This window comes from Hymenobacter sp. 15J16-1T3B (genome assembly GCF_020711235.1).
Classification (GTDB): domain Bacteria; phylum Bacteroidota; class Bacteroidia; order Cytophagales; family Hymenobacteraceae; genus Solirubrum.
Genome location: NZ_JAJFAV010000030.1, coordinates 1 through 20153, shown reverse-complemented (window position 1 = coordinate 20153; position 20153 = coordinate 1). Strand labels below are relative to the sequence as shown.

The 20153-nt window shown below is 65.4% G+C and carries 13 protein-coding genes; 10 read left to right on the top strand and 3 right to left on the bottom strand.

The window, feature by feature from the left end:
• Together LJ737_RS26610 and LJ737_RS26605 are read left to right on the top strand one after the other, a co-directional pair.
• Positions 1-712: hypothetical protein (locus LJ737_RS26610; protein ID WP_227769820.1), on the top strand; the 712-nt coding region annotated here is incomplete at its 5' end.
• A 1306-nt stretch (positions 713-2018) separates the two neighbouring features.
• Positions 2019-2714, top strand: coding sequence for a hypothetical protein (locus tag LJ737_RS26605; RefSeq protein ID WP_227769822.1), 696 nt, complete (start codon positions 2019-2021; stop codon positions 2712-2714).
• A gap of 567 nt (positions 2715-3281) precedes the next feature.
• On the opposite strand, the gene LJ737_RS26600 is transcribed toward LJ737_RS26605, so the two are convergent.
• Positions 3282-5753, bottom strand: coding sequence for an RCC1 domain-containing protein (locus LJ737_RS26600; RefSeq protein ID WP_227769819.1), 2472 nt, complete (start codon positions 5751-5753; stop codon positions 3282-3284).
• A gap of 705 nt (positions 5754-6458) precedes the next feature.
• Between LJ737_RS26600 and LJ737_RS26595 the strand changes: the two genes are divergently transcribed.
• Together LJ737_RS26595 and LJ737_RS26590 are read left to right on the top strand one after the other, a co-directional pair.
• Positions 6459-8261 carry an SBBP repeat-containing protein gene (locus LJ737_RS26595; protein ID WP_227769818.1) on the top strand — a complete coding sequence of 601 codons (1803 nt, stop codon included), beginning with the start codon at positions 6459-6461 and terminating at the stop codon, positions 8259-8261.
• A gap of 317 nt (positions 8262-8578) precedes the next feature.
• Positions 8579-9013, top strand: a complete 435-nt coding sequence (locus tag LJ737_RS26590; protein ID WP_227769817.1) for a hypothetical protein — start codon at positions 8579-8581, stop codon at positions 9011-9013.
• Positions 9014-9125: 112 nt separating this feature from the next.
• Here LJ737_RS26590 and LJ737_RS26585 read toward each other — a convergent pair whose 3' ends face one another.
• Both LJ737_RS26585 and LJ737_RS26580 read right to left on the bottom strand, forming a co-directional pair.
• Positions 9126-9536, bottom strand: coding sequence for a hypothetical protein (locus LJ737_RS26585; RefSeq protein ID WP_227769816.1), 411 nt, complete (start codon positions 9534-9536; stop codon positions 9126-9128).
• An 84-nt stretch (positions 9537-9620) separates the two neighbouring features.
• On the bottom strand, positions 9621-10208 hold the full coding sequence (locus tag LJ737_RS26580; RefSeq protein ID WP_227769815.1) for a hypothetical protein: 588 nt from the start codon (positions 10206-10208) through the stop codon (positions 9621-9623).
• 377 nt (positions 10209-10585) lie between these two features.
• Here LJ737_RS26580 and LJ737_RS26575 point away from each other — a divergent pair, with 377 nt between their 5' ends.
• The 6 genes from LJ737_RS26575 to LJ737_RS27040 all read left to right on the top strand — a co-directional run bounded on the left by LJ737_RS26575 (position 10586) and on the right by LJ737_RS27040 (position 20099).
• The gene (locus LJ737_RS26575) at positions 10586-11758 is read left to right on the top strand and encodes a tail fiber domain-containing protein (protein WP_227769814.1); all 1173 of its coding nucleotides are present in this window, start codon (positions 10586-10588) and stop codon (positions 11756-11758) included.
• A 358-nt stretch (positions 11759-12116) separates the two neighbouring features.
• Entirely contained in the window at positions 12117-13313 is a 1197-nt protein-coding gene (locus LJ737_RS26570; RefSeq protein ID WP_227769813.1) for a tail fiber domain-containing protein, read from the top strand.
• 277 nt (positions 13314-13590) lie between these two features.
• A complete protein-coding gene (locus LJ737_RS26565) occupies positions 13591-15693 on the top strand; it encodes a phage tail-like protein (RefSeq protein ID WP_227769812.1) in 2103 nt (700 codons plus the stop codon).
• Positions 15694-15897: 204 nt separating this feature from the next.
• The gene (locus LJ737_RS26560; protein WP_227769811.1) at positions 15898-16365 is read left to right on the top strand and encodes a GNAT family N-acetyltransferase; all 468 of its coding nucleotides are present in this window, start codon (positions 15898-15900) and stop codon (positions 16363-16365) included.
• Positions 16366-16610: 245 nt separating this feature from the next.
• On the top strand, positions 16611-18311 hold the full coding sequence (locus tag LJ737_RS26555) for a T9SS type A sorting domain-containing protein (RefSeq protein WP_227769810.1): 1701 nt from the start codon (positions 16611-16613) through the stop codon (positions 18309-18311).
• Positions 18312-18575: 264 nt separating this feature from the next.
• Positions 18576-20099: a phage tail-like protein gene (locus LJ737_RS27040; RefSeq protein ID WP_262908054.1), complete on the top strand. Its 1524-nt coding sequence runs from the start codon at positions 18576-18578 to the stop codon at positions 20097-20099.
• Positions 20100-20153 lie beyond the last annotated feature (54 nt).

Here is a 20153-nt window from a genome sequence, read left to right as displayed (position 1 = left end):
ATCTAATGCTGATGGATTATTTACAGGAAGAATCCAAAATTCAGGCGAAAAATTACTAGTAAATGAAAAAGCATTACTTACTAAATCTATTCGCACAGCTTGGTCAAGCTATGACGTTTTGAATTATGATACTCAAAACAATTTTACGTATTTTAAAAATGAAGTTGAAAAACCTAAAACAGAAAGAAGAACACCGTACTCATCGTCAGACGAAGAATCATCGAATGTCAAAATAACGAACTTTGGAGTTGAATCTTTCAAACAAGAAAACATCCTTCCTCCCAACATTAAACAAGAAGACATAAAATACTCATTCAACAGCTCTAATTATTGCTTTTTTGTAACAAAAAACGGTAAAATAACCTCATCTTCAATCATAAAAGAAAAGGAAACAAACCAGATACATATCTCAAGTAGAGCAGCATTAAATACAGAATTAAATGCAAAAGTTATTGGACCAACAAAAGTAATTTCATCGGCTATTATTCCAAAAGGATGCGTAATTGAGTTTATCTCTTCAACAGTTATTATTAAAGAGAACAAGTTAGCAATACTAACAACAGAACCAGCCTACGCTGTTAAAACATTCCCAGCATCAAAACGATTCAAAAATATCATATTAACTTTCGACAAAAACGGAGTAACATTATTCTCCTTTTATCCTTTTGAAACAAAAGCTTCAAACAAACATATGGGCAATGAATTCATTTGATACTTTACTTAATACTGAACTATGTCTGCTTTGCTAGAGAAGCAGAGATGTTGGCCACGCTAGATTAATTATTCGCCGAAACTGATCCACACCTGTATGAACTCAGTTCAGCTTTTGGCGCGCAAACTAAAGCCTACAGCAGCGCGGCGGCCAATACGCTGCCTGCTTGGTTTCGGCTTTGGTCGCAACATTTCGGAGCAGGGCCTACTTTCAGAAGGATTGAACTCAATCTCTCAATGCTGCGGAGGCCACATCTTCCGCTACGCTACCGAAGGTTAGGGGCTGATTCAGCTTTACTTCGGTGGGCTGCAAAATGAGGTATTTTCACCATCTCATCGAGGTCACTTTAACGAAAAATGCGCATTGGCCCGCGAGGCATCTTACAGCAATCCGCTTGGTGCTGCCGCTGCCTGAATTGGTCAGAGGTAAACGCCGCTTCACGCAAACTCAAGAACTTGCTACGTACCAAACGCGCCGTGCAGAAAATCGGCAGCATGGGCGTACTGCCTGGCGCGGCCGAACTTGGACGTCAAGGATTTTTACTAGGTAAGTAATAAGCCTACTTAAACAGCTCTAACAGTAGGGGCACTACTTGCTTTACTAAATATCCATACGCAAGCACATGAAGTGCGCTCTGAATCTTTGGTTGGTATAGCCAAGCAACCCAATAATTCATCTCATGGGCTTTGGCGGGAATCAAATGGTTGTGCTGAGGTAGATAAAACGGTAAGGGCTGCGAGGATTGTTGCGGCTGTTGTTTTTGGCGCAGTTGCTTGGGTCGCATATTAGTCGAGGATGTGAAGAACGAGGTCGAGGTATTGCTGCATGGCGGCGCACGCAACACTATAAAGTTACCGCTACCGCAGGGAGAAGGAAACAGTAGGCATCAAAACTCATTGCTGCTCCCGCTTCCCTAGCAGCCCTCCACATACTGACACTCCCCCTATCCTTTTCGGAGAGGGGGCCGGGGGGTGAGGCGCCCCGCCCCCACCCTCATGACGCGGCCGCTGAAGCTTATGTCACCCCGCGTCAGGCTCATGTCACGTGCGTTGAACCTCATGTCACCTCCGTTGAGGTTCATGTCACCTCTGTTGAAGCTCATGTCACGCGCGTTGAGGTTCATGTCACCGCCGTTGAACCTCATGTCAGCCCCGGTGAAGCCCATGTCACCGCCGCCGAGGGTCATGTCACCTCCGGCGAAGGCCATGTCAGCCCGCGCCGCACAAATACCGGCCCGCCCGAACACAAGCAACCCGGAATCCGTCTACCTTAAGCTCAACCATTTACCCTTAACCAATTACTCCCTATGAACGATTCGCAACGGGCCAAGCTTGCCATGCTGCAAACCACCCTGCGCGTGCTCGACGAGCACGCCGACCTCTACCCCACCAACAAAGCCCTCGGCAACGCCCGCCTAGAGCTAGCCGCCCTGGTCGCCGACCTCGACCCCACCGCCGAGCGGCAGCAGCGCGCCGCCACGCCCCAGAAGCCCGGCGCCGTGAAGCAGGCCACCAAGCAGACGCTGGCCGAGCGCGCCGCCGCCGTGGCCGCCGCCCTGCTCGCCCTGGCCGATGAGCTGCGCGACATTCGCCTGCACACCGACAGCGACTACTCCGAGCGCCAGCTCCGCCGCCAGCCCGACGCAGACCTGCTGCGCATCACCCAAAACCTGCACCAGCGCGCCACCGAGCACGCCAAGGCCCTGGCCGAGCAAGGCGTCACCCCCGAGGAGCTGACGGAGCTGCAAGCCGCCATCCAGGCCTTCCAGCAGGAGCAAACCACGCCCCGCGCCCTCACGGCCGACGGCAAAGCCCAGAAACAGGAAATCGACGCCGACTTGCGCGAAGCTGCCGCCCTGCTCCGCAACCGCATCGACAAGTTCATGGTCCGCTACCAGCGCAGCCAGCCCAAGTTCCACACCGCCTACGAGTCGGCCCGCCAAACCATCAATACCGCCGCCCGCTCGCCAAAAGCCCCCAAACCAGCCGCCCCCTTGGTATAACCTAGCGCAAGCCGCCCCACTCCCCAAGTCGTCCGGCTCCCCCTCTCCTTTTCGGAGAGGGGGCCGGGGGGTGAGGCGCCTACCAAGCGCACGCAAGGCCAGCCCTATCTACATCGACTCCTATTGCAACTACGCCGGCGCCCGGCTTTCCCTGCGAAAGCCGGGCGCTTTTGCGCTGCCCCGGCGCCCCGCCGGGGCAGCGCAAAAGCGCTTAACCCTACGTAACCGTACCCTTTGGGACGTCATGCTCCATCTGGCGTCCGCTTGTCGAAGCATGTCTACCGCTTCCCCAGGCCCCAACAGATACCAAAACAGGTGCATAGAGTACCACAACGATTCAGCCCAATAACCTGTCATAACCGCTGCACAAGCTGGCCGTGGAATCCAGGCCGCCGGTGGTAGGGGGTAAGCAGCCCTAACAGCTGCTGAAACTAACGCCGCCCCGCTGGGGCCTTCTGGTGAAGGAGGCGCCGGCGGGGCGGGGTTTATTTTTGAAGAGGAACACTCACAGCAGGGGCTTTTTTGTGAGTTGAATCCTGGTGACCACGCATAGTCTTCTTTCTACATCTATTCGCGCACCAACTTGGTTGATACCTCCTGCAAGCCTTGATGCACGCGCAGCAGATAGATACCGGCTGGTAAATGGGCCAGGTCTATACGCAATTCGGCAGCCCCATTTCGCACCAGCACTTCACGCTGCGCGCACAGCCGCCCGGCGGCGTCGATTACCCGCACCCAGGCGGGGCCTGCCTGTGCGGCTTGCAGGCGCAGGTGTACGCCACTGGTGCTGATGTACGTCGGCCAGGCTTCCAGGTGCAGACCGGATTTGGTGACGGCCGGGGCTGCCGTTGCCGCAGCCAACGGCGTTAAGCGGCTGCCCAGCAACAAGGGCACCGCGCTGTACGTGGGCTGGCCAAGCTGGCTATCGAAGTTGTTGCCCCATCCCCACAGCGTACCATCAGTGCCGATGGCCAGTGTCTGGCTGCTACCGTGGACGCTCAGGCTTTGCCAGGTAAAGCCAGGCGCTACGGGGGCGGGAGTATTGCGGTTGGTAGCGGTACGGTCGCCAAGCTGGCCGGCATCATTGATACCCCAGCCCCACAGCGTCCCCCCGGTGCGCAAGCCCACCGTGAACATATTGCCCGCACTGACGCCCTGCCAATCGGTACCCGTGCCGACCTGCCCCGGTGCGTAGCGGGTAGTACTGCTCCCGTCGCCAAGTTGGCCGTAGCTGTTGTTGCCCCAGGTCCACAAAGTTCCGTCGGTGCGTACTGCCGCCGTGTGCCGTAGGCCCGCGCTGACGCTCTGCCAGGTGGTAGCCGTCCCGATACGTACCGGCGCAAACTGGGCATTGCTAGTGCCATCACCAAGTTCGCCGTATTGGTTCCACCCCCAGGCCCAGAGCGTACCATCCTGCCGCAGCGCTACCGTGTGCCCTGCCCCGGCGCTGACGCTCTGCCAGTTGGCCGCCGTACCGATGCGTGTCGGCACTACGCGGTTGTTGATATTGGTTCCGTCTCCAAGCTGGCCGTATTGGTTCCACCCCCAAGCCCATAGCGTGCCGTCGGCGCGTACCGCTACCGTGTGCCCCTGGCCCGCGCTAACGCTTTGCCAGCCGGAGGCTGTTCCCACTTGCACCGGGGAAAGGCGCAAGGTGGTGCTCCCGTCGCCGAGCTGCCCGTATTGGTTGTTGCCCCAGGCCCAGAGCGTGCCATCGGTGCGGATGCCCAGGGTGAAGCCCTCGCCGGCGCTGGCGCTCTGCCAGGTGGTCCCGGGCATCACCTGCACCGCGCTGCTGCGGCTGGTGCCGCTGACAGTCCCGTCGCCTAGCTCCCCGCTGTAATTGCTACCCCAGGCCCAGAGCGTACCGTCCTGCCGCACGGCGACGGTATGCGTGCCGCCGGTGCTAACGCTGCGCCAAGTGGTGGCGGCGCCTACTTGCCGGGGTTCAAGTAGCTGTTTTGCCGAAATAGTCAAGCTACCCACCTGTCCGGCGTAGTTGTCGCCCCAAGCCCAAAGCGACTCGTCCTGTCGAACCGCCACGGTATGCATGCGGCCCACGCTTATGCTGCGCCAGTTCGAGTCCGTACCCACCTGCACGGGGCTGGTACGGTCGATAGTGGTACCATCGCCGAGCTGCCCGTCCTGGTTCTGGCCCCAGGCCCAGAGCGTGCCATCCTGCTGCAGGGCCACGGTATACCCCAGGCCCGTGCCGACGCTTTGCCAGGTGGTATCGCTGCCGACCTGCACCGGCGAGAGGTAGATTACAAGCAGGTTATTACCTATCTCTCCGTGTGCATTGCTTCCCCAAGCCCAGAGCGTACCGTCGGCGCGCAGGGCCACCGAATGCTCAAAGGAGGCACTGACGCTACGCCATTGCGTATTGGTGCCTATTTGCCCGGGGCTTCTGCGGGACACGGAAGTGCCGTCGCCAAGCTGGCCGGAGGTGTTATTTCCCCAGCCCCAGAGCGTGCCGCCTTGTTGCAAAGCCAGCGCGTACCCAGAGCCAGCACTGATGTGCTGCCAGGTGGTAGCGGTTCCTACTTGCCCCGGACTGTTGCGGCGCGTAGTAGTGCCGTCGCCGAGCTGCCCGTACTGGTTCCAGCCCCAGGTCCAGAGTGTGCCATCGGTACGGATGCCCAGGGTGAAGCCCTCGCCCGCGCTAATGCTCTGCCAGTTGGTATCCGTGCCGATCTGCGTAGGATTGGGACGGCTCGTAGTGGAGCCGTCGCCAAGCTGGCCGTATTGGTTGTCGCCCCAGGCCCAGAGCGTACCGTCCTGCCGCACGGCGACGGTATGCGTGCCGCCGGTGCTAACGCTGCGCCAAGTGGTGGTGGATCCCACGCGCGCGGGTGTCAGGCGGTTGGTAGTGGAGCCGTCACCGAGCTGGCCGTTGGCGTTATAGCCCCAGGTCCAGAGCGTACCATCGCCCTGCAGGCTGAAGGAATGCATGGCGGAGGATTGGGCCTGCACCCTGCTGCTGAGCAAGAGCAATATGCCAGTAAGTAGCACCGACCCGAAACGTAGAAGTTGGGACATAGCAGAAAGGATAAAGACGGTGTTGCGCCGACTATGACTAATTGCCCAGCGCCGAAAGCAATTCAACTGCTCAAAGTAAGCGGCGCGTGGTACATCGCCCAGCTAAACATAGGCTTCTGCAAAATATCAGCACTCAACTGGCGTGAGCTTGTAACTCGTACCTAGCTTGGCGGGGGTGCCCCTCTCTGCCACCCCAGCGGCAAGCCAGCCCTGCCCGCTACTGAAGCTGCCCCCTGCCCAGCAGCCTTGCCCCATCCCGGACCACCGATAGGAACGGATGCAACAACGGACGCCGCTGATACCATGCGAGCTGCCCCCGCCAGATACTAACCACTCCCCTCTCCTCTTCGGAGAGGGGGCCGGGGGTGAGGCGCCCCCGTTGCCAGTCCTATCCGCTTCGACTACCTATTGCCACTACGCCGGCGGCTCCGACGGCTGCAAAACCAGGTACCGGCGGCCCTTGCGTCTCCTTACTGGCCGTGTCAATGACATTCGTCAACGGTATTTTCAAGAGTTATTCCGACACTTGGCCCTGTAGCCAGAGCGCATCGTTGGCAGCCGGGCAAGCTGGACTTGGCCGCTGCGTTGCCGCTGCCAGGGCCGGCGCTGCCCGTGCCCGCCGGCCAGCGGCCTTCCGGTAATGTCAGATTGACTACCAGGTCCGAACCCGGCCTGGGCGAAGCACCTTTTATCGTCTCTCGTCTGATGAAAGCAATTCGTACCCGCTGCCTGCTGCTGGTAGGCATGCTCCTGTTTCTGTGGTCTGGGGCCCAGGCCCAACCGGGCCACCGCACCCCTGCCGCCGGCCGCGCCGCTTACCCGCCGCCCGCCGCGCTTCAGCGCCTATTTCCCACACTGACGGCCTACCCGCCGCCCCGCCAGCTCCTGCCCGACCACAGCCGGCCCACTACCCCGCTCGCGGCGGCCAGCTGCCAGGCAGCGGCGTCTCCCGCCTGGGTTTCCTACTACAACGGACCGGCCAATAGCTACGACTTCGGCGGCGCCGTGGCACTGGGCCCGAGCGGCGACGTGTACGTGACCGGCAGCTCGGCCAACCCCGGCAACGGCTACTCCGATTTTGCCACCATCAAGTACGACCGGCAGACCGGCCGCCAGCTCTGGGTGGCGCGCTACAACGGCCCCGCCGACAGCGACGACCAGGTACGGGGCATTGCGGTAGATGCCCGCGGCGACGTGTACGTGACCGGCTACTCCATGACCAGCACCTTCTTTATCGCCGACTACGCCACCATCAAGTACGACGGGCGCACCGGCCGCCAGCTCTGGGTGGCCTACTACGACGGCCCCGCTGGCTTCGATGACCAACCCGCGGCCATTGCCCTCGACCCGTCGGGCAACGTGTACGTGACCGGTTCCACGTCCAACGGCGACTTCTACGACTACGCTACGGTGAAATACAACGGGCGCACGGGCCAGCAGCTCTGGGCCACAGTCTACGACAGCCCCTACAGCCTCGGCGACTTTGCCAGCTCCGTGGCCGTGGGTTTGAGTGGGGATGTGTACGTCACCGGGACCTCGGCCAAAGATGCCTCCGATGGGCTATTTGACATCGTGACCTTGAAATACGACGGGCGCACCGGCCAGCCCCTCTGGGAATCTCGCTACGACGGGCCGAACAACCAGGAAGACCATGCGGGCGCCCTGGTGGTGGATGTACGGGGCGACGTGTACCTGACGGGCAGCGCCACCCTGAAATACAACGGGCGCACCGGCCAGCAGCTCTGGGTGGCCGCCTCCGCCGGGTGGGACGGCCGCTTGGCGCTGCGCCAGCTCAACGGCCTTTACCTCACCGGCAGTTCGTATAACGGCAGCAACGCCGACTACGTCACCCTAAAACTCGACCCTCGTACCGGGCAAGAGCTGTGGCGCACGTACTACGATGGGGGGTACGACGACGCCGCCACAGGTATCGACGTGGATGGGCCCGGCAACGTGTACGTGACGGGCACTTCCTTCACGAGCAGCGACGAGGACATCGTCACGCTTGTGTACGATGGCAACACCGGCCAGGAGCAGTGGCGCGCCCGCTACAATGGCCCCGCCTCCAACGCCGACCGGGCCGGCGCCGTGGTCGTAGACCCCGCCGGCAACGTGTACGTGGGTGGTTCCGCTTCCGTAGGCGGCCCATTTCAGTTTGATTACGTGACGCTGAAATACGCCCCCATCCCCAACTGCCCGCGCGTGGCGGCACCGGCTGCCCGTTCGGCTGCCAGCCCCCTGGCCGCGCCGCTGGCCCTGGAGGCTTTCCCCAACCCCACCGGGGCGGATGCGCAGCTGCGCTGCTACCTGCCGCAGGCCGGCCCGGCCGAGCTGCGGGTGTACAACCAGCTGGGCCGCCTGGTCGGCACCCAGACCCTGCCTCCCGACGCACCCGCTGGCTGGCATACCCTGCCCCTGCCAACGGCCACCCTCGGCTCCGGCCTCTACACCTGCCAGCTGCGCCACCACGGCCAGGCCGCGCAGCTGCGGCTGCTCGTGCAGCACTAGGCGTTTCCTGCTGGCGCGCCGCCCAGACGCACCCTTCTCACGCTCCTGCACCGACACCCGGCGGCCCACCCTGCGGCGGCCGGGTGTTTTGCGTTCGGGGGCGCTGGTTGGGCCGGCGAAACTTCGAATGGGCGCCGCAAGCTTTCGATGGGCGACCTGGAAAGTTAGGTCGACTATCGGAAGCCCGGCTAAGTGCCTCCTCGCTTCCCCAGCAGCAACTCAGTCCCTGCTCGCTACCTCACCCGCCTCCCCAGCAGCCCGCGCCGCCCGGCTGCGGGTTACGCGGTAAGCACTGGGCCCTTATGTAAGTTGCAGCTGTGCATTACTTCTATTGCACCATCACTACGTTGCTCTTCTCTATGCTTTTCGCCACAGCATCGGCCCAGCCCCATTCTCTGCTTGCCCGCAAGTGGCAATTTGTTCGGGTAGAACGCGGTCCTGACATGCAGGGTATGGCGAACGTCCCGGCCGCAGGTGACCAATTCGATTTAACCGGCCTGCAACCATTGCCCACCAATTCCCCAAGCACTGGCTTCTGGCTGGTGGAGCAGGACGGTAAACAGTTTATTCAACAAGGCGACGGGCAGCTAACCTATCATAGCTCAAGCCAGGAAGCGCCAGTCCGCAGTCCTTTCTATTATGAAGTGCTAGTGGTTGCGCCGGAGCGGCTACGGCTGGCCGTATGGGCGAAGCTTCCCCAATTTCCGCGTGCGAAGCATTGGCTGACGTATGAACTGAAGCTCAGCGAATAGGCCTCCGCTACCTCAGCCGCCCGCGCTGCCCGCCCCACCAAAAACAACGCCCCCGACAAGCTGGCCGGGGGCGTTGGTGATTGGTAGCGGACGGGTTGGGCGACAACCGGGGCTACAGGGTGGCTTTGCGGGCCAGGACGGCGGCTTCGAGGGCGGCGGCTTCGGCCAGGGAGGCGTTGAGGCGGGCCACGTCGAATTCGCGGTCGATGAGGGAAACGGGGTTGAATTCGAGCTGGCGGTCCTGCAGCTCGGTGATGCGTCGGCTCAGGGCGCGTTTGCGCCGTTCGTAGTCGGCTTTGGTGTCGCCGTCGGGCAGGGTGCCGAGCAGCGTGGTGAGGGAGGTCAGCTCCGCTTGCTTGACGGTCAGCTCGGCGCCGAGGTCGGTGACGTCGTCGCTGAGGGTGCCGCGGCGCTTGTCAAGGATGCGCTGCTGCAGGTCGAGGTTGGCGCGCTCTTCGGCAATGAGGGAGAGCACGGCGTCGCACTGCGCCGCGGAGGTGAGTTGGTTGACGGAATAAGCCATTGAGAGTAGAGAGAAGAAGGTATTACACGTAAATCGCCCAACGCATTAATGATAGTCGGGCCGAATATTAAACAAAAGCGATTCTTAAAATAGGACGTCGTTGGCGGTGATATTCTCAAAATAAGACCGAATCCACTCCGCTTCGGCGCGCAGGCCGGCTTCGCGGGCGGCCAGGCGGGCGCGGCGCACATCGGCCGCCGGGCCCAGGGCTGCCCCCACCGCGTCGGTGAGCCGGGCCAGCCAGCGGCGGGGCCGCTCGTCGGCGGGTGCGGGGGCCAGGGCAGCTTCCAAGGCCGGCAGCACGGCCTGCAGGCGGCGGGCCTGCTCGGCCTTGCGCAATAGCGGGGCGGTGGCGTGGCGCAGGCGGTCGGCATCGAGCAGGCAGGCTTCGCGGCGGGCCAGCAGCGGGCGCAGCACCGGAAACAGCGTGACGGGCAGCAGCTCGGCCGCCGGCGGGGCGGCCGGGGCGGCGGGGCTCGGCGCCGGGGCGGCCACGGCCTGCGCCAGCACGGCCAGCCGGAGCAGCGCCGCCGTGGGCAGTTCGCGCCGCCCGACTTCGGCCGCGGCCAGCAGTTCCCGCGATACGTCGAGGTAGCCCGCCAGCTCGGCTTGCGACAGGCCGAAGTAGTCGCGGATGGATCGGGAAGTGCTGCGGTAAGCGGGCTGGCGCATGTAAAACGAAGAAAAAGGGCTGTACCAAAGTAATGTGTACCAATTCGATTTTGGTACGAGTTGTTTTGGTACAGGTTTGTGTGAGTTCGGCGCAGGGCACTTTCAGTTGAGGACTTGGCAGTAGCAGCTTGCTGCGTGCATCGGCGTTTCACCTGCAGCGCGACGGGAGGCTGTCTGCCGTTAGCCCACCGCGGCCCCCTTCCCGGTGCTCGGTTTTCCGTTTCGCGGAGGCCGGGCGCTTTGGTTAGGCGTGGGGTTCAGCCTGGGCAGCCTCGTCGGGAAAAACGGGCCGCCGGTCGACTATTCGGCCGCGGCGCCCCAGGCAACATAGCATTGCTGCTAGTTTTACCCTCCCCTTTCTCCCTCAACGCCATTGCATGCCCCGTTTCTACTCGCCTAGCCGGCTCGCCCTGCTCGGGCTAAGCCTGCTGCCCCTGGCCGCCACGGCCCAAAACGTCGACTCCCTGCTGGTGGTGCACACCACCGACGCCGGCCACAAGGTCAGCCGGGCCACCGTGTTCCAGAACGGCGGCTTCCTGCTCGGCGGCACCTACGACGGCAACTACGACCCCAACGCCATACCCGCCGAGGGCGGCGGCCTACGCCTGATGTGGCACCCCCGCCGGGCCGCGTTCCGCGCCGGCTACGTCGACGACACCCAGTGGGACGACGCCAACATCGGCAACTACTCCATTGCCGCGGGCTACAACACCCGCGCCTCCGGCGACTACGCCACGGCCTTTGGCTTCCGCACCATCGCGGCCCAGGTGGGCTCCACTGCCCTGGGCCAGTACTGCCAGGCCAGCGGCGCCGCCTCCGTGGCCATGGGCTACTACGCCCACACCAATGCCCGCCAAGGCTCCTTTGTCTTCGCCGACCGCTCGGTGGTGGACGACGGCGACCAGTTCAGCGATGAATCGTTTCGTGCCGACGCCAACCACTCGGCCTCTTGGCGCGTGAGCAACGGCTTCCGCATCTACACCGCCTCCGACAGGAGCACCGGCGTGATTATCCAGTCGGGCACGGGCCTGACGGGCAACGTGCTCTACAACCCTTCCTGGTACAACGCGTCGGCCGTCATTTGCACCTACACCGGGGCCTACCTCTCCAACGGCGGCGCCTGGACCAACGCCTCCGACCGCCGCAAAAAGCACCGCTTCGAGGCCGTGGCGGGCGAAGACGTGCTGCGCCGCCTGCGCCGGGTGCCCATCACCCGCTGGAGCTACAAAACCGAAACCGGCGCGGTGCGCCACCTCGGCCCCATGGCCCAGGACTTCTACCGCGCTTTCCAGCTCGGCCCCGACAGCATCAGCATCGGCACCGTGGATGCCGACGGCGTCGCCCTGGCCGGCGTGCAGGCCCTCGATGCCCGCACCCAGGCCCTGCAGGCCGAAAATCAGCAGCTGCGCGCCGTCAACGCGGCCATTCAGGCACGCCTGACGGCCCTGGAGCAGCGCCCCGCGGGCCCGGCCAGCGCGGCGGCCCTGCCCTGGGCCGCCGCGCTGGCCGCTACGGGCCTCGGCGTGGTGCTCCTGCGGGCACGCCGCTAGGCCGCACCACCGGCTACACGCTTCCTCATCTTTGGGAGAGAGGGCCGGAGGGAGGGCCCGCCCATTGCCCGTCCGGCCCGCTTTGCCCCTGGTGCACCCACGCCGGCGTCGGGCTTCCCACCTGCGGAAACCGGGCGCGTTGACGTGCAGAGCCGGCTGATCCAGCGCAGCGGCAATCCCGCGCGCAATGCCCGCGCCTTCGGGCGGGCGCTACGCTGCCGCCGGCCGGCACACCGCCCGTTTGGTCGAGACCTGGGTGGCCTGAATAGGCCAGGACGGGGAAATGGTCGATTACCGCAAGGGCGGGCGCGCATCTTCCATTTCTTTGCAGGAATATTCTCTCTCCATTCCCCCACACATGCGTTTCACTTTTACTGGTCTAGCCCTTCTCGGCACCCTGGCGGCCCACGCCCAAACCGGCGTCGGTATCGGCACCACTTCCCCGCAGGCTCCGCTGCACGTGGCGGAGGGCAGCGTGCTGTTTTCCGCCACCGGCGACGCGCCGGCCACCGGCACGGCTACCCCGGTCAGCGGCGAGGGCCGCCGCCTGCTCTGGCTGCCCGACCGCGCCGCCTTCCGCGTGGGCTTCGTCACCGGTACCCGCTGGGACAACAGCAACCTGGGCATCTACTCCTTCGCGGCGGGCTACAACGCCAACGCCAGCGGCAATACCGCCGTGGCCCTGGGCAGCGAGTCGACGGCCAGCGGCGAGCGAAGCTTTACCTTCAACGGCACCGCCTCCGGCTACGCCGCCATAGCCATCGGCAGCGGAGCGCAAGCCACCAACGACGACGCCCTGGCTTTTGGGCCTTCGTCGATAGCCATGGGCCTGGCCAGTATCTGCATCGGCCCCAGCATTGCCCGGGGCATGTTTGGCACTGCCATCGGCTTGCAAAACAGCGCCAGCGGCCAATTCTCCACGGCCATCGGCAAAAATGCCCGCACCAACATGAAGAAGGGCGCCATGGTCCTCGGCGACGCCAGCGCCCAGTTTTCCTCCGACTCCGTGTACGCCTCGGCCGACAACCAGATGGCCATGCGCTTCGCGGGCGGCTACAAGCTCTACACCGCCATGAACCTGAGCACCGGCGTGCAGGTGGCGGCCGGCGGCGGCTCGTGGACCAACATCAGCGACCGGCGCAAAAAGGAAAACTTCCGCCCGGTGGATGCCGAGCAGGTGCTGCGCAAAGTGGCCGCGCTGCCCCTCTCGGAGTGGAACTACAAAACCCAGCCGGCCTCGCAGCGCCACCTCGGCCCCATGGCCCAGGACTTTTACCAGGCCTTCCGCCTCGACGGCATCGGCGCCGACACTACCATCAACTCCCTCGACATCGACGGGGTGAACATGGCCGCCATCCAGGCGTTGGAAAAGCGCACGGCCCGTCTCCAGCAGGAAAACGCCGAGCTGAAAGCCCAGCTGCGCCGGAAAGACGAACAGCTGGCCGCCCAACTGCAACTCCTGAATCAGCGCCTGGCCGCCCTGGAGCAGCCCAAGGCTCCCGAGCCCTCCCGCCGCAAGCCCCACCTCGCTACCCAAAGCGTCGCCGCGAACTAAGCAAACCCGCGGCGCCACGAGCAGGCCGAGGAATCCGTGCCGCCCACCCGCCGCCCCGCCATGTAGCCTCCTCTCTTTTTCGGAGAGGGAGCCGGGGGGAGGCGTCCGTAAGGTCTGTCTGCTCCGTCCCTGGTACAACAAAGCGCCCGGCTTCCCATCTGCGGAAGCCGGGCGCTTTGTTGTACCAAAGCCCGGCCGCACTGGCCTTTTCTTAGGACGCTCCCCGGCAATGGGCTACCTTCGGGATGCCGCTTACTCCACCCTCCACCTGTTGCCGATGAAATTTCCGTTACTCGCCACCGCCTTGCTGGCGGCCACCACCGCCCTGGCTCAAACCTCCGGGTCGGTCGGCATCGGCACCACCGCGCCCAACGCCAAAGCCGCCCTGGAGGTGAGCAGCACCACTCAGGGCGTGCTGGTGCCCCGCCTCACCGAAAGCCAGCGCACCGGCATTGCCGCGCCCGTGCCCGTGGGCCTGCTGGTGTACCAGACCGACGGCACCCGGCCCGGCTTCTGGTACTACGAAGCCACGGCGGGCTGGACCTCGCTCAGCGGCGCGGGCAGCGGCGGCGACAACCTCGGCAACCACACCGCCACGCAGAGCCTGCAGCTGAACGGCAACACGCTGTCGAACAACGGCACGGGCGGCCTGCGCATCGACAACAGCGGCAACGTGGGCGTGGGCGTGAGCAGCCCCACCCAGAAGGTGGACGTGGACGGCGGCATTCTGGCCCGCGCCCACGGCCCCATCAGCAACCAGGGCGCCTACCTGCAGTGGAACCGCACCGGCGGCGACGGCGAAACCTGGCTGCTCAACCAGCAGGGCCAAGGCGGCATCAACGCCGGCATCCGCTTCGGCGGCGCCACCACCGGCAACGCCGCCACCGAGTGGGCCCGCTTCCGCAACGACGGCAACCTGGGCATCGGCACCACTTCTCCCGGCCAGAAGCTGGAAGTAGCCGGGCAGATCTACAGCAACACCGGCGGCTTCCGCTTCCCCGACGGCACGGTGCAAACCACCGCCGCCGGCAGCACCGGCGACAATCTGGGCAACCACACCGCCACCCAGGACCTGAACCTGGCCGGCAACAAGCTGGTGGGCGGCACCACCGCCCGCGCCGTGCGCAGCGGCCTCGGCCTCACCCCGGCCGGCCTGCTCACCCTGGGCGCGGCCCGCATCCAGGCTGACACCCTCACCGGCAACGGCGTGCGCCTGCTCAGTCTCGACCAGGACTTCGTGCTCACCTCGAAAGGCTTTTTCGCCCCCGGCCAAACCCGGGCCCTGCCCGTGACGGGGGTGGGCGACCGGGTGATGTGGCTCTCGTACTACAGCGCCTTCCGGGCGGGCGGGGTGTCGGGCAACGGCACCATCGGCACCAGCCCCCAGCCGACGAGCACCCAGTGGGACAACCCCAACATCGGCCAGTACTCGGTGGCCTTCGGCCTCGACAACGTGGCCCGCGACCGGTTCAGCACCGCTTTCGGCAACAACAACGTCGTCCGGGCCGGGGAGGGTACCACGGTGATGGGCTACGGCAACAACGCCGTGCAGACCTTCTACGGCCTGATGACGGGCTACCAGAACACGATGAGGGGCCAGAACGGGCTGGTGGGCGGCTACCAGAGCAAGGTGCAAACGAACCTTATCCTGCCCACCCCGTCGCTGGCCTTTGGCTACCGCGCCCAGGCCCGCACCAGCCAGGCGGGCTGCGTGGCCATAGGCTACTATGCCCGCACCGGCGGCTACGAGGGCAGCTTCGCGCTGGCCGACTACTCGCCCGTGCGCACCGACTACGTCAACGACTCGCTGGTGAGTACGGCCTTCAACCAGTTCTCCGCGCGCTTTGCCGGGGGCTACCGGCTGTTTACCACCACCGCCACCAACGGCTGGAACAACGGCCAGGTGCAGACGCCCATCGGGGTGGAACTGACGTCGGGCGCCAACGCGTGGACGGTGCTGTCCGACTCCACCAAAAAGGAGCGGCGCGTGCTTGCCGACGGCAACGCGTTCCTGGAACGCATTAACCGGATGCGCCTGGGCTCGTGGAACTACCGGGGCCAGAGCCCCGACACCATGCGCCACTACGGCCCCATGGCCCAGGATTTCTTCGCCGCCTTCGGCCACGACGGCGTCGGGCGCAGCGGCAACAGCACCAGCATCAACCAAGCCGACTTCGACGGGGTCAACCTCATTGCCATCCAGGCCCTGTACCGCCGCGTGCTCACCCTGGAGGCCGCCAATGCCCGCCTCCACCAGCAGGTTCGGCAGCTTCAGGCCCAACCCGGCTCCGGCAGCACGCCGGCCCCGGCCAGTATGGCCGCCCTGGAAGAGCGCCTGCGCCGCCTCGAAGCCCAGCTCAGCCCCCAGGCCCAGCGCTAATCCTGGGCTGCGCCACCAAGTGGGGCAGACAACCGGCCCCAACGGGTGCACCTCCGCCGCTCGTGCCCAGCGTGGCGGCGGCAGTGCCTAGCGGCCGCCCCGGCGGCGAGTTGGTGGCGCTCGGCTCCGCGGCGTCCCGGCAGTTGCTCCGCCGAGGCACCGGCCGCCGCATCCTGGCCGCCTTCGCTCGTATAACCTGCCACGATGGAAAGCCCCGCTCCCCACATCCGCCCGGCCACGCCGGCCGACGAAGCGTTTATCCGCGCCGTGATGCCCAGGCTCGTCGAGTTCGGGCCGCCCGCCTGGCGCGACCCGGCCCAGCTCACCGCCACCGACGTGGCCGTGCTGCTGGAGTCGGTGCGGGCGCCCACACCGCAGCGGCAAGTGCTGGTGGCCGAGCGGCACGGCCGGCCGCTGGGGCTGCTGCACCTGACCGTCCTCACCGACTTTTACCAGCAGCAGCACGGCCACGTCGCCGACCTGGCCGTGGCCGCCGAGGCCGAGGGCCAGGGCATCGGCCGGGCGCTGCTCAGCTACGCCGAGAGCTGGGCGCGGGCCCTGGGCTTTCCGTGGCTCACGCTGAGCGTATTTGCCCAAAACGAGCGGGCGCGGGCCGTCTACGAGCGGGCCGGCTTTGAGCAGGACATTGTCAAGTACCTCAAAGTACTCTAGCAGCAGCGGCAGGCGGGCAGCCCGTTCCCACCAAGCCCACGGCACCTTACCCGCCCGGCGGCCGGTTTCCCTTGCGGAAGCGGGCGGGTAAGGTTTTTCGGGCTATGCGGTGGCAGCGGGGCGGGTGGCGGTAGCGGCGCCGGCGAAGGGTAACACTTCACCTCTATCCACGATATTGTCCGTGCAAACCCGGTGTGGCCTGCTTTGCTGCGCTACGCCTTTCGCCCACCCCAGCTCTTGCCCCTATGCCCACACTCCTACGCTCTTGCTTGCTCGCGCTAACCGTGCTGCTGTGCCGCGCGGCGCAGGCCCAAACGCCTACTTGGCAAGCCGCCGCGGGCGCCGGCAACGAACAAGGCACTGGCGCCCAGGCCCAGGTGTACGCCACCGTGGCCGATGCCAGTGGCCATGCCTACCTCGCCGGCATGTTTAGCGGCACCGTGCGGTTCGGCACCACCGTGGTCAGCAGCGCCGGCAGCACCGACGCTTTTGTGGCCAAGTGGAACAGCCTCACCAACACCTACGACTGGGTGCTTCCGCTCGGCGGCCCGGGCACCGACCGCGGCACCGCCTTGGCCCTGAGCGGCACCACCCTCTACCTGACCGGCAGCTTTACCGGCACCACCTCCCTGGGCGGGCTGCCGCTCACCAGCGCCGGGCAGGAAGACGGGTTTGTGGCCAAAATCACCGATGCCGGCAGCAGCGCCGCCGTCACCTGGGCCCGGGCCGTTGGCGGCCCCACCTTCGACGGGCTGACCGGCGTGGCGGTGAGCGGCAGCAGCGTGTACGTGGCCGGTTCCTTTACCGGCACGGCCCAGCTGGGCGCCCTCAGCCTGACCGCCACCGGCAGCAACGACGTGCTGGTGGCCAAGCTTGCCGACGCCGGCTCCGCCGCCAGCGTTGCCTGGGCGCGCCGGGCCGGCGGCACCGGCCCCGACTTTGCCCAAGCCATTGCCGCCAACGGCGCCAACGTGTACGTGGCCGGGTACTACAGCAGCGGCGCGGCCGAATTCGGTGGCACTCCCCTGGCCAACAGCAGCCTGAGCACCCTCGACAGCTTTGTCACCAAGCTCACCGACTCCGGCACGGCGGGCACCTTCGCCTGGACCCAGTCCGTAAACGGCCCCGGCGACGACCTGCTGCGCACCCTGGCCGTGCAAGGCAGCAACGTGTACGTGGCCGGCAACTACAACAGCGCCACCCTCGGCGCCGGGGCCCTCACCCTGGGCAGCCACGGCGGGTTCGACCTGCTCGTGGCCAAGCTGGTGGATGCCGGTAGCACCGCCAGCTTCGCCTGGGCCTACAACGCGGGCGGCAGCGGCGGCGACACGGGCAGCGGCCTGGTCGCGGTCGGCTCCTACCTGTTTCTGACTGGCGGCTTCACCAGCCCCACCATTGCCTTCGGCCCCACCACCCTCACCAACACCAGCACGACCAGCGACGCGTACGTGGCCCAGCTCACCGACGCGGGTTCTTCGGCCAGCTTCGCCTATGCCCTCGGCGCCGGCGGCGCCGGCGACGATTACGGCATTGGCATCGGCGTTGGCGGCGCGCGGGTATACGTGGGCGGCTCGGCCGGTAGCGCGGCGCGGTTTGGGGCGTACACGCTACCGGCCTCCGCCAGCGGCGCGCCGGCCGGCTTCGTGGCCACCCTCACCGACGCCACCGTGCTGGGCACGGCCGCAGCGTCGCTGGTGCAAGAGGTGGCCGTGTTTCCCAACCCGGCCCGCCACCGCGCCACGGTGCAGCTACCGGCCGTGCCGGGTGTGGCGGCGACGGTGGTGCTAACCGATGCCCTGGGCCGTACTTGCTGGGCGCATCCCGCTACGGTCTTGGCCGCGCGCACCACCCTCACCGTGCCGCTCGACCACTTGGCGCGGGGCATCTACTACCTGCATGTGCGGGCCGGCGCCCACTCGATAACCCGCGCCCTGGGGGTGGAGTAACCGGCCTCGGCTTTCGCAGCGGAAGCCGGGCACCCGGCATTGCCGAAGTACCCGGCGTGGCAAATTTGCGCCGTCGCCGCTAAGCCACTCTGCTTGTATACCACGCCGCCCGGCTTCCCACCCGCGGAAGCCGGGCGGCGTGGCTACTGCCCGCATCCGCTTGCTCCTGCTGAACCGCGCCGCCACTGCGCACGGATTGCCGCGCAATGCACAGACAAATACCCAGATAGTTCTACTTTTGACCCCGCATCCTGCCTCTTATCTATGAAACAAACCGTACTCCTGACCGCCCTGCTGCTCGTGGCTGCCCCCGCCACCGTCTGGGCACAAGCCGGCGCCAGCGCGGTGGGCATCGGCACCACCACGCCCGACGCCAAAGCCGCCCTCGACATCCAGGCCACCGGCCGGGGCCTGCTCATTCCGCGCATGGACTCGGCCGCCCGCGCCAACATCGGCACCCCACCCAACGGGTTGATGGTGTTTCAGACCGACGGCCGCCAAGGCTTCTGGTACGCCGTGGGCGGGCAGTGGCTCTACATCCCCGATAAAACCAAGTCCGGTGACAACCTGGGCAACCACACCGCCACCCGCAACCTCAACCTGGCCACCTTCCGGCTGGTCGGCGGCTCGGCCGCCAACCCCGGCACCAGCGGCCTGCGCATCGACGGCAACGGGCTGGTGCGCCTCACGCCGGCCGTGCGCCCGGTCGGCACCTACAACAACGGCGCCGGCCTGCACGTGAACGACGCCGACGCGGGCTTCCTGGTGCGCACCAGCCTGGGCTTCGGCGACGCGGCCCCGCCCATCTCCGGGTCGGGCGAGCGGCTGATGTGGACCTCCTTCTACGCCTCCCTGCGCGCCGGCGGCGTCGACGACACCCAGTGGAACGCGGCCAACATGGGCTTTTATTCCGCCGCGTTTGGCTACAACACCATTGCCAAAGGCAACTACACGCTGGCCGCCGGCTACGGTAGCCGCGCCATCAGCCGCTACACCACCGCCTTGGGCTACAACACCGCCGTCGGCAACATCTTCGGCTCCGACGGCGCCATTGCCATGGGCTACAACGCCCGCGCCGGGGAAAAAGCCGCCCTGGCCGCCGGCCTCGACAGCCGCGCCATCGGCACGGCCGCCACGGCCCTGGGCAACAGCACCGCCAACGCCGCCTACGCCACCACCCTGGGCTACCGCGCCAGTGCCAACGCCCGCACCGGCAGCTTCACCGCCGCCGACCAATCGACCACCGACTCGCTGCGCGCCAACGCCAACAACCAGTTTTCAACCCGCTACGCCGGCGGTTACCGCCTCTTCACCAACGCCGCCGCCACCATCGGGGTGCGGCTCACCGCCGGGGCCAACGCCTGGACCGTCATTTCCGACTCGACCAAGAAGGAACTGGTGCGCCTGGCCGACGGCAACCTATTCTTGGAGCGCATCAACCGCCTGCGCCTGGGCTCGTGGAACTACCGCGGCCAGGACCCGCGCACCATGCGCCACTACGGCCCCATGGCCCAGGATTTCTACCAGGCTTTTGGCCACGACGCGCTGGGTACCGTCGGCAACGACTCGACCATCAACCAGGCGGACTTCGACGGGGTCAACCTCATTGCCATCCAGGCCCTGTACCGGCAGGTGCTGGAGCTAAAGCAGGAAAACGCCCAGCTGCGCCAGCAAGTGCAGCAGCAAGCCAGCCAGCAACAGGTCCGGCAAGCCGTAGCAGCCACCGCCGCGCTGGAGGAGCGCCTGCGCCGCCTCGAAGCCCAGCTCAGCCCCCAGGCCCAACGCTAGCCCGCCGGCAAGCCATGACACCCCAACGCCGCCCCGCCGCCACCTTCTCGGAGG